The organism is Vibrio nigripulchritudo ATCC 27043 (genome assembly GCF_000222685.1).
In the GTDB taxonomy this organism is placed as follows: domain Bacteria; phylum Pseudomonadota; class Gammaproteobacteria; order Enterobacterales; family Vibrionaceae; genus Vibrio; species Vibrio nigripulchritudo.
The window spans coordinates 50,638-61,754 of sequence record NZ_AFWJ01000124.1 but is presented as its reverse complement, the minus strand read 5'-3'; the positions used below and the strand labels follow the sequence as shown (position 1 = coordinate 61,754).

At 45.6% G+C, this 11,117-nt stretch carries 10 protein-coding genes; all 10 read right to left on the bottom strand.

Annotated features, from left to right (window positions below):
* Window positions 1-78: 78 nt before the first annotated feature.
* Window positions 79-846, bottom strand: coding sequence for an ABC transporter ATP-binding protein (locus RH89_RS12315; protein ID WP_004402204.1), 768 nt, complete (start codon window positions 844-846; stop codon window positions 79-81).
* An 11-nt stretch (window positions 847-857) separates the two neighbouring features.
* Window positions 858-1,571 carry a siderophore ferric iron reductase gene (locus tag RH89_RS12310; RefSeq protein WP_004402203.1) on the bottom strand — a complete coding sequence of 238 codons (714 nt, stop codon included), beginning with the start codon at window positions 1,569-1,571 and terminating at the stop codon, window positions 858-860.
* 78 nt (window positions 1,572-1,649) lie between these two features.
* The gene (locus RH89_RS12305) at window positions 1,650-3,791 is read right to left on the bottom strand and encodes a TonB-dependent siderophore receptor (protein WP_004402202.1); all 2,142 of its coding nucleotides are present in this window, start codon (window positions 3,789-3,791) and stop codon (window positions 1,650-1,652) included.
* Window positions 3,792-4,030: 239 nt separating this feature from the next.
* Complete coding sequence (locus RH89_RS12300) at window positions 4,031-4,927, bottom strand: AraC family transcriptional regulator (protein ID WP_004402201.1); 897 nt, start codon at window positions 4,925-4,927, stop codon at window positions 4,031-4,033.
* 112 nt (window positions 4,928-5,039) lie between these two features.
* Window positions 5,040-5,858, bottom strand: a complete 819-nt coding sequence (gene rlmA / locus RH89_RS12295; protein ID WP_004402200.1) for a 23S rRNA (guanine(745)-N(1))-methyltransferase — start codon at window positions 5,856-5,858, stop codon at window positions 5,040-5,042.
* 146 nt (window positions 5,859-6,004) lie between these two features.
* The gene (locus tag RH89_RS12290) at window positions 6,005-6,349 is read right to left on the bottom strand and encodes a hypothetical protein (RefSeq protein WP_004402199.1); all 345 of its coding nucleotides are present in this window, start codon (window positions 6,347-6,349) and stop codon (window positions 6,005-6,007) included.
* Window positions 6,350-6,454: 105 nt separating this feature from the next.
* Window positions 6,455-7,456 (bottom strand): DUF2860 family protein, encoded by a 1,002-nt coding sequence (locus RH89_RS12285; RefSeq protein WP_004402198.1) that lies wholly within the window; start codon window positions 7,454-7,456, stop codon window positions 6,455-6,457.
* Between the two features lie 57 nt (window positions 7,457-7,513).
* On the bottom strand, window positions 7,514-9,166 hold the full coding sequence (locus RH89_RS12280) for an ATP-binding protein (RefSeq protein ID WP_004402197.1): 1,653 nt from the start codon (window positions 9,164-9,166) through the stop codon (window positions 7,514-7,516).
* 12 nt (window positions 9,167-9,178) lie between these two features.
* Window positions 9,179-9,889, bottom strand: a complete 711-nt coding sequence (locus RH89_RS12275; protein ID WP_004402196.1) for a winged helix-turn-helix domain-containing protein — start codon at window positions 9,887-9,889, stop codon at window positions 9,179-9,181.
* Window positions 9,890-10,220: 331 nt separating this feature from the next.
* Entirely contained in the window at window positions 10,221-11,108 is an 888-nt protein-coding gene (locus tag RH89_RS12270; RefSeq protein WP_004402195.1) for a D-hexose-6-phosphate mutarotase, read from the bottom strand.
* Window positions 11,109-11,117 lie beyond the last annotated feature (9 nt).

Below are 11,117 nucleotides of genomic sequence, written 5' to 3'. Positions count from 1 at the left end.
GCTCACCACGGCTGTCCTGAACTTTGATTTCAGCGCTGACCTGAACAGTAAAAAAGAGTAGAGCAATCAGTGTATTCCTTAACATACGATGGCTACCTTGTGGTTGTGTTTTGGGTGATCGATAAGTGATACGGGGGTGTTATAAAGTGCAGACAAACGTTGTTCATCCAAAAGAAGTGAATGCTCCCCCTGAAACAACACTTTCCCCTGTTTGAGAGCGATAACATGGCTGGCAAATCGCAACGCCAAATTGAGATCATGGAGGATGACCAGTACTCCTTTGCCAGACTCCTGATTCAGTTTCTTGAGCAGGCTCATCACTTGATATTGATGCTGAACATCTAGTGCTGAAGTGGGTTCATCCAGAATCAGAAAGTTGGATTGCTGGGCAAGTAACATGGCGATCCAGGCGCGTTGCTTTTCACCACCAGACAGCTGGTCGGCGAGTTCAAAGCTCATATTATCTACCTGTGTTTGCATCATGGCAGTTTCAATGATTTGGTTGTCTTCACTGTTCCATTGACCAAAGACGCCTCGCCACGGGTAGCGCCCCAAGCGAACCAGCTCTTTGACATTTAAACCAGCCACTTCAGGCAGCTTCTGAGGCAGGTAGGCCACTTCCTTTGCCAGTGCTTTGGCTGAAAATGTACTGATTGGCTGACCATTGAGCTCAATTTCACCATGCTCCGGTGCAAACTGTTTTGCCAGCAAGTTAACCAAGGTCGATTTACCTGAACCATTGTGACCCAAAATTACGGTGAAACCTTTGGGGTCAATAGTCAGGCTATCAATGTCCAGTATGGTTTTGTCATCTCTGATGACTTTGATTTCGTTAAGTTTATACATAGAGTTAGCGGTTAATTTTTGAGTCTAGGGCAGTCTTCACACAAAGTGCCTTGCGTTGTCTTGTACACCAGACAGCAGCTTTTTCTGACATAAGAAATCATGCCGTTGTCTTCTTGATTGTTACTTTCTCGAATATTGGCGATTTGGTCTAAGGGCAACTGAAATGCGCTGAGCCACATAGCAGCATTGTTTCGAACGTCATCCAGAGAAAGTGAAGGATCAAAGGCTTTGAGTTTCAGACAGCAATTGATGATGGCATCAGCCAATAAGTGTTTCACAAACCCTGGTCTGCAACGGTACTGTTCGTCCAGTTGAACTCGATAGGATTCAAAAAGCTGGCTCAATTGTTCAGCAGCGTGTGGCACGAGTTCGGTGATTTCACCATGCCTGTGAGAAGAGGAAGCGAAGCAAAAACCAGCAACGAAAGTGCCCATTTGCGACTGACCAAATTCATGAAAATCCGGCAGTGTTCTGAACCCGTATACACTGATGAAGGCAATATACAAAGGTTGCCAGGTTGCCAGATCCCAACAGCGAGTCAGCCAGTAGCCATTCCCAGCTTCGGGATGCGCGGTTTTCAGACTCGAATAGAGCTGTTCGAAAAACGCCTCATTACTGTGGTTGTAACGCAGCATATTTTCATCTGGTTGGGTTATGTGCCCTGCAAGGTAGGGTGAAATCTGCTCGCAGGCACTAAACAGTTGTTGGTGAAATGTATCTTGCACGCCGGTTATCAGTCCTTTTCAAAAACACCAAAAGCAGGAGGTACCTAAGCACCTCCTGCTTTTATTCAGTGGGTCTGGTTAAAGTTCGAATTTAACATTCAGCTCCACGGTTCTTTCTTGTCCATACCAGCAGTTGCTTTCATTCCAACAGGTGTAGTATTCCGTGTTAAACAGATTGTTGGCGACAAAGTTTGCTGACGCACCTTGCAATGAATCGCTGAACTGGCTTAAGTCGTAACCCAGTGACATATCAACTAGGGTGTAACCCGCTACCTTGCCAATGTTACGCTCGTCGGTGTCATTCAGAACAGCTTCACCTACGTAACGGACACCACCGCCAACGCGCAGACCTTGCAAAGCACCGTCGTTAACGTAGTAGTTAGACCATAGGTTTGCTGCTTCTTTCGGTACGAATACAGGCACCTGACCTACGTTAGCTGGGTTGTTGTCTTTGGTCGTCTCAATGTCTGTGTAGGTGTAGTTAGCAATGACATCCAGATTGTCAGACAGCATGGTACGGGCTTCTAGCTCAAGACCACGGGAACGAACTTCACCGATAGCCGTGTAAGGTGATTTACCATCTTTGCGTACACCAACGTTTTTCTTCTTAATGTCGAATAGTGCGGCTGATGCGGTAGCTAAACCATCTGCTGATGCGTACTTAAGCCCGGCTTCCAATTGTTCGCCAGTTTCCGGATCCAGGTAATTTCCGTCTTTATCTTGTTTTGCGTTTGGCTCAAAGCTTGTTGCAAAGTTTAGGAATGGCGAAATGCCATTATCAAACTGATACATCGCCCCTACACGATAAGAAAACTTAGAAGCTTTGTTTTCCGTAGCAACTGGCTTTGGCTCAATAATCGTCGTCAGGCTGGTATCTGATCTCACATCATCAAAGCGTCCGCCTGCGATAAATACCCAGTTGTTCCAGAGAACTTGATCCTGGAAGTAACCGCCCAACTGCTTCATGGTGATATCCTGAGTTTGTGACCATGTTTTTGCAAACGAACTTGGGTTAGCCAGGTTGTTGTTTGGCGAATAAAGGTTAATGCCAGGTACGCCACCAAATGCTTCGTAGATAGCCGTTCCTGTCACTTCGCGATAATCGATACCAAACAACAGGTAATGCTGGGATTCACCAACATCAACAAATCCAGCAAGCTGGTTATCAACGCTTAGCCCTTTAGACTTTTCATCTGTGCTGTAAGCAGTACGAGCTAGGTTTCCTGTAGCAGAATCAAATGCGCCACTTGCGGTTCCTTCCTGGTAAAGCTTGGCATCCATGTAGCGGAAGTTCTGTAAGAAGGTCCAGTTATTATTGAATTCGTGATTGAATTTGTAACCTGCCAACCAGAAATCACGTTTTAAGGTGTTGTAATTTACATCGCCAGCGTAGGTAGAACGATCGATTTTCTTTTTTGGATCCGTAGCGGTAATCCCTTCCAAAGGAATCGTGACGTTATGACCCAATGCCGGATCGTTCTGGTAATAGAGGTTGAAATTAATGAAAGTCTTGTCCGAAACATACCAGTCAATGGAAGGAGCAAACACGTATCGCTCTTCTTTCACATGATCGATTTGTGTATCGGATTTTCTGCCCAGAGCCACAAGACGGTATGCAACATTGTCTGCCAACGCACCTGTCGTATCGATAGACGCTTCCATCAGGTTATTGGAACCTGTTGCCAGATTTACTTTAGTGCTTTTATCCAGTTGTGGTGCTTTGGCGATCACGTTCACCATACCACCTGGAGGCATCGTTCCGTAAAGTACGGATGTTGGCCCTTTGAAAATTTCTAAGCGCTCAATGGCAACAGGGTCGATTTGTGGCTGAACGTTCCAGCCCGGTAGCATCGGCATCATCAAGCCATCGTAGTAGTTGTCAGAAGAACTGAAACCACGGATGTTGACCCAGTTAGAAAGCACAACAGCGCCACCTTTGTTTTCAGTCGAGACACCCGGTGCGTAGCGCAAAGCCTGCATCACAGACTTGTTGCCACGTTGTTCAAGTTGTTCGCTTTCAATCACATTCAGTGTTTGTGGCGTCTCTTCTGGCTCTAGTACAGTTTTAGTTGCCGTGTTTCGATACGTTTTACCAAACACTTCAATAGTTTCAGTTTCCTCGGTGTCCGCCATTGCAAATGGGGTATAGGAAAAAGTCGCAGCAACAGCAAGCGCAATAAGAGAGCGGCGCAACGTCGGATTGTGGGATGTACGGTTCATTGATACCTCAGCTATGTCCTTAAATCAGCCAAGTGTCCACGTCGTTTTATCAAGGAGGAGCGAGAGAAGCCCTGCAAGAAGGGTGTCTCGGGTTAGCGCTATTCGTTAACGTTAGTCGCTAAACGTATGCCTTATTATTGTGAACACAAATGATAATGATTATCAGGTGGGAATCATATAGATTTCGCTGAAGTGAAAATTAACAATTTGGTGCAACTCTCACTTTATTGAGCTCATGCTCAATAATTTTTAAGAATAGGGAACCAATATTCCATGTAAGATGCGTCACTGGTTGCATTGAAGCGGTGATCGTAAAGTTCGATCTCATACCCATCGACACCCTGATACCCAGAATCGGGTAACCAAAAAAGAATAAACCACTCGACCAAATCGCTCAGCCTATCGATCGGTCCATGTACAGGCAGCACGGCGTAATCGTGCTCTGGAATAAGGAGTGGAGTGAGTTTGTCTTTCGAGCGCTGACTTAGAGTTTCGGAATCTAGCCCTGCCCAGTATTCAAGCCCTTCCTCTCCCATAACGCTATGAGTGACATCAATGACACCGAGCTGTGGGGATAAACCACGAACTTCTTTGTTATTCGTGTGCAGGTTTTCCCATATCTCAGGAACCTTTTGTTTGAAATCTGGTGTTTCAGCAAACAGACCTTTTATGGGTTGTTTAATACCATATAGGGTTGAGGCTTCACGGTGCTCAATTCGAATCTGGAAATAGTCGCTATCAGGTTGAAACTTCGGGGCAGAGGCGCTGGGTCGAACCAAGGGGATCTTGATGCCATTGCGGTTCCCCTGTTGACGGTATGCTCTTGGGCTGAGACCAAAATGCTGTTTAAAGGCACGGGAGAAACTGATTTCTGAATTGAAGCCAAAGGCTAATGCAATATCGACCACTCTATCCTGAGAGCTCAATACCTGTTCTGCGGCCAGACTGAGCTTAATTTCTCGCACATATTGCGCTACGTTGAGCCCGGTTTTTGAATGGAAAACCCTCTGTAACTGCCAGCGAGACCAGCAGCTTTGTTTGGATAAATCTTCCAAGGTCAAAGGCAGGTCAACATTGCTATGAATATAGCTAAGCAGTTTCTCAATCCGATTGAGTGAAGGGTCCGTTACGCTCAAAATAATGTTCAGTGACGATATACAGTATGTTCAGACTTTATCATAAATTGCTGACTTTCTAACCCTTCAAAATTCGGGGAATTAGGGGTAATAAATAAAAGGTCAGCAGCCCTTAACCTTTTTGATAAACACGAATCATAAAGTCGGCTTCGCAGTCAAAACACTCTGAGGCAGACAGCGTTTGTCGGAACTCGTCTGTTGCTTTCCACGCGAATGGTGTCATCTGAAGCAAATCCAAAGCATCACCGCCCTTTAAAGGCATGGTGTAATGAATTTTTTTCTCGTCGACAAGGGTAAAGCCTTCCAGCATTTCGGGTGATTCGTCATGCAGCCTGACTTCATCGTAAATCCCCTGTCTCAACTGAAAGAGGTGCCGCGCTGCTGGAGTAACCGTAATCAACACGCCTTTGTCACTGATAACCCGGTTTAGCTCTTCTGCTTTACATGGGGCATAGATTCTCAGCACCGCATCTAAAGATTCGTCGCTAAACGGAAGGCGGTGGCTGGAAGCGACACTGAAATGACAATTTGTATAACGTTTAGCAGCGTAACGAATGGCGACTTTGGAAATGTCTAAACCGAAAACACGAGGCTCAGAAAGTTTATCTGCCAGGTGTTTTTCCACTAAATCGGTGTAGTAACCCTCTCCGCAGCCAATATCCAATAGTTGCCCTTGTGAGCTGTTTACCCAGTGGCTGCACGTTTGAGCGACAGACTCACGCAAAACCTGATAGTGCCTGCTATCAAGAAAGCGCCTGCGTGCCTGCGTCATCTCTTTGTTATCGCCAGGATCTTTGGAGCGTTTATGATGCGCTGGCATCAGGTTAACGTAGCCTTCTTTCGCGACATCAAACTGGTGGTTGTTCTCGCAGCGATAGGTTCGTTGATTCAACTCCAAATCGTTTTGGCAAAGGGGGCACTGATATGTCATGTCAAACTCAAAGACGCAAATTGGGGGCAAAGTTTAGCGGCAATAGCGATAAATAAAAAGTGTCTGGCAGGGAAGAACCTAAATAAAAAATACCCAAGCCTTCTATGAAGACTTGAGTATCGAATTTTTCCATAGTAAGACCCGAGTTATTCGCGCAATTCGTGAATAAGTTTTTGTATTCGTTCCTGCTGCTTCTGTGGTGCAGGTAATCGCGCTGTAACCATAAATACGCTTACTTTGGTCACCACGTTTTTGGTGACTTCTTTTGCTAGACTGCCCGATGAAATGTGATAAGTGACATGTTCGTCTTCACCCGCTTCGCCTTTCATCATGTTTCCAAACCACTCCCCCTGAAACGCAGGAATAACTTTTTCCAGAGAAGGTGCGGATACGGGCAGAAAATCTAAGATGTTGTCCTGAGGAAATCGGCTGCAACCTGTCAGTGCCAGTGTCAGAGACACAAAGATGGTCAAAATGGTTATTTTACGCATAGATTTCCTCCTTAAAAATAGGGTTTGTAAGCTCTGCTTGAGAGGAACAAACCCTAGACCAACGACAGAATGTCGTCACCATTGTGGTTTCTACAGGTTTACTTATTAGAAGTAATAAATGACACCTGTAGCAATGTACTGACTCTTTGTATCATGGAAGTTGATGTCGGAGTCTTCGTTACTCACACCACCAATAACGCTCAGGCTAAAGTTCTCATAGCCAAAAGGTTCATTGTAGGTGTAGATACCAAACAGATTAGTAACCGTTGTATCTTGTTTTTTGTCGAACACAGGGTTCAGTGTATCGAAGTTTCGCTTGGCTAAACCTGTTTGCAACACAAAGCTATGTTGTTCGTAGCCGTACTGAAATGCCAACTCTCCCGACAGCTCTTTGAAACTGTGAGCGTCCCCTTTGGCGTCCCTGAGCGTATATCTAACAGCAGGCATAATCGCGAAAGAATCACCAAGCGGTACGAGGGTTTCAACACCAAATCGCTGAAAATCACTGTTTCTGTCTAGCTTCTTCTGCTCGGCAGAGGTCAACCCCTGACTTTGCCCAGATTTTTCGTCGTCGACATCATAGGTTACGAACGCATAACGCAATGTTAGCGGCAATGCAGTATCTGGTGAGTAAGCGATTCGACCGCCGTGAGCGTTAGAATGTGTGGTCTTTCTTTCGCTACCAATCAGGTAGGGGTCTTCCCATACTTCACTCACACCCGGAACTTTCGGGAAGTACGCGGCAGTTAGCAAGCCAATGCCTTCCTGATAGTGGTTCACACCTAGCTCGGCTTGAAACTGTTCGCTGGTTACCTGATCTTCACTCTGACCAAGGTAAAATTGTGTGTACCCACTATCGAGTGTGTATTCCACCCGAATAAATGGGAAGGGGGCAAACGTGGAAACCGATTTGCCGTTGCTGTCTAATGAGTCGGCAGTTTTGTTGTCATCATGGGTGTTAGATTGCGACGTTTCGGAACCGTAACCAAGGTTTGCAGAAAGGATAAACTGCCATCCAGGTTCAAAAGGTGTTTCCTCATACGACGCGAGAGTGGGTGCACTCAGTGTTAAGCAGAACAACCCGATGGACTTATGTAAATTCTTCATCCTTGTACCTATTACTTTCTGTGATTAGAGATTCTAGTTTGATTAATTCCTGTTCACTCATCCATGCTCACTTGTAGACGAAATGTGACGGTTTGTGACCGCTTGTGCTTGGTTTGGTGAATCGCTTGTTAAGGGCTTATTCCAGGTGATGATGAATTTCGCACCACCTAATTCAGATTGTGATACGTTAGCTTCGCCTTCGTGCCAATGCGCAATCTGTTTGACTATTGCCAGACCTAATCCATGCCCTGTGCTTGTATCTCGCTGTTCATTATTGACTTGGGTAAAGGGATCGAAGATGGACTGCCACATATCTTGAGGTATACCAATCCCGTCATCTTCAACAATGAGTACCCAGTTGTTTGGGTGACGCTCAAGTGTCACCTGAATGGTTTCTTCTGCAAACCGAGCCGCATTGGCGAGCAAGTTGTTCAGAGCTCGTATCATGGCTCGTTGATCCACCATGACTTCGCTTTCCTTCAGCAATGAAGAGCATTGAAAACTAACGGAGAGCTCAGGGTGCTCCAACTGAAAGTGATTGATTTCAGAGCGTAAAACCGGCTCAAGTATGCAAGGGGCGATTTGTTCAGCGCTCGGCACTCGAGAGTAGCGAGACAAAATTAAGGTTTGGTTAATCAGGTGGTCCAGATCATCGATACTTTTCTCGACTACCCCGTTATATTTTGCTCTTTGCTCGTCACTGAGTTTGTTATCGTTCAGCATTTCAAAAGCAAAACGCAGACGGTAAAGAGGTGTTCTTAAATCGTGTGCAATGGCATTGGTCAGTTCTCTGTGACCCAATATTAACTTTTCAATATTGTCCGCCATTTTGTTGAAAGAACCACTTAACTGCGCGACTACAGACATACGGGAAATTTTGGCCCGGGACTGAAGCTCACCTCTTCCATATGCATTGGTGGTTGCCGCTAACCTTTTCAGATCTCGCCACAGAGGTATGGCCCACAGGAACATACCAGCGGCTATGCAAGCCATGATGCCCATGATGATGTAACTTGAGAACTGTAACTGCAGCTTAGTCGAGTTATGCTCGAAAATTTTGAGCACAATTCCCTCTTCGATTAGCGCATAAAAAACAATCTCGTCATTTTCGCTGAGCTCTGCGGCTATTTCACCCGCCAGAAGCTTTTTCTGTTCTTCTTCGGATAGTTTAACGCTATCGATTTTTTCAAAAGTGGCGATAACAGGCAAAGTCTCGGTGAGTTTACGAAGCCCTTCTTCACGCTGCTCTTTTGGCAACTCCAGTATCTGTCTTCTCAGCAAATGAAGTGGACCTTTTGCGGCCATTTTTCCGGCTTCATGGACGGCTAACTCTACTGCAAAATAAACCGCCTGATCACTTTCTCCAACGCGTTTCATTAGCGCGGGTGGGTCACCAATGTGATAAATCATTTCACCGTCACTAATGAGTGCTTTGTTCGAATCTGTGAAGGGAAAATCAACAATCGAGACCACATCCAGTTTGTGACCGAATTCAGGTTGAAGTTCGTCAGAGTAACTTTTCCATTCTTCTTTGGGCAGTTTGAGAAGATCATCTTCGAGAGTGTATAGTGTGGGACCGTAGACTTCGGTATAAAATTTGTGCGCCATGCTGTTGCCAATCTCATTGAGAGGCACAGAACCAAATGGACTGAATACCAGCGCGATAGGAATCAGAATGACCAGCCAAAGTATTGAAAATGCTTTTATCATGATGGTCTCCGATCAATGATTGCTGGCGCAAAGCTGATAACCTTTACCACGAATGGTCTTGATTATCTGAGGGTTATGGGGGTCGTCCAGCAATGTTCGCCTTAGTCTGGAGATTCTTCGGTCGATTGAACGATCTAAACCGTCGTATTCGTATCCACGAATTTGCTGCACTATGTCGTCACGAGATACTACCTGACCAGAGTTTTGAGCCAGCAAATGCAGCAACTCAAATTCGGCGGTAGTGAGTTGAATCTCCTGACCATTCAGCATCACCTGACGTTTTTGTAAATCTATTTTCAACGCACCAAAGTTCATGATCTGTGAGGATTCAGCAGTTAGACTAGAACGCTGGCTGCGCCTTAGCAGGGCTCGTACTCGGGAAAGAAGCAATCTGGGCTGAACCTGCTTTACTATGTAGTCGTCTGCCCCTAGCTCCAGCCCCATCATCTGATCGATATCGTCATCCAATGCTGTTTGCATCAGTATCATCCCACTGTAACCAGAGCGCACTTGTCTGCACACATCCATGCCAGACTGACCCGGTAACATCACATCCAGAATCACAATGTCAGGTTGATCGGTCAAGATTCTGTCGGCAGCGTCTTTTCCATTCGCGACATGAGTGACATTGAATTCGTGGTTTTCGAGGTAGTCCTGGATCAATCCAGCCAGTTCCATATCGTCTTCAACAAGCATCAAATTATATTGATTAGCTGAATCCATTAGATGCATTTCCTCTCCTTGACTTATTACAACCGAGTGTATTGCAATCTGATTAAACTGGTTGTGACGTTTTGTGACTGGAAGTGGTACAAAGCTATATCTGTTGGGGATATAGAATGTGTAAAGGACACTGAAAGTCTAGAACATCAGGCGAGTGAACGATTATCTGATCTTACAAACGCTTTAATGTATTTTTGAAAATACAGTCTTAACAATGAAACTGGTAAATGGCAAGGCTTAATTTATAAAAGAGATCAATGGATTAGGAATTGGAAAAAGAAAAGCGACCCTATGGTCGCTTCAGTCATTCATCTTTAAAGGGCAACAGACCCTAATTTGCGAGTGAAATCGTGGTCGCTAACTGATGGCTTTCACCAGGCTGCAGAGTTTTACCTTCTTCAATGCTAGGTGCGTGTAGTGTGGACTCCACACACAGCATGGTTTGGTAACCGTCGTCCTGCATGTCTCCCATACCTTCAGCACCTTCTTTCCAAGGGTTCCAAAGTACTGCGGAGTTATGACCCTGATTCTCGATAACAATCGTGCGATCAAATGAAGAGTCAGACACGCGGATTTGTGCTTCTGGTTGAGTGTAAACGCGATCAATGGTGTCAGTCAGTTTGAGTACTTCACCGCCCTGGCAGACTTTGTCGTCCTGGAGGCTGTCGATGTACTCAGCGCCCATGCCAGTGGTCTCGGTATTCAGAATATCACCCACATTGAGATATGTATGAAGTGCTCCAGAGAAAGTCCACGCTTTGCTGTCTGTATTCTTTACATCCAACGTAATGGTGAGAGTGTCTGATATCTCTACATTCAGAATCGCTTCGAAGTCGAAATCCCAAATTGCTTTGGTTTCGGCATTAGGCTTTAGACTGAGGCTAACGATGACACCGTTTTCGTTTTCACGATGCTCAACCAGATCCCACTGGCTGGAACGAGCGAAGCCGTGTGCAGGTGCAGCAATGCGACCAAACCATGGCCAGCAAACAGGCACGCCGCCTCGAAGTGCAGCTTTTCCATCAAACTTAGCTTCTTTACTCATCCAGATCAGGTCCTGCTGACCGATGGGTTTGAAAGAAACAACGTGACCGCCATGCAATGCGATTCCCGCTTCTGCTTTTTCGTGAATAACACGAACAATTTTTACATTGTCTTTTTCTACAATCGAAACATTATCTGAGAGTACAGTCAGAGCGGGCAGAGTACGTAATTCCATCTTCTTTCC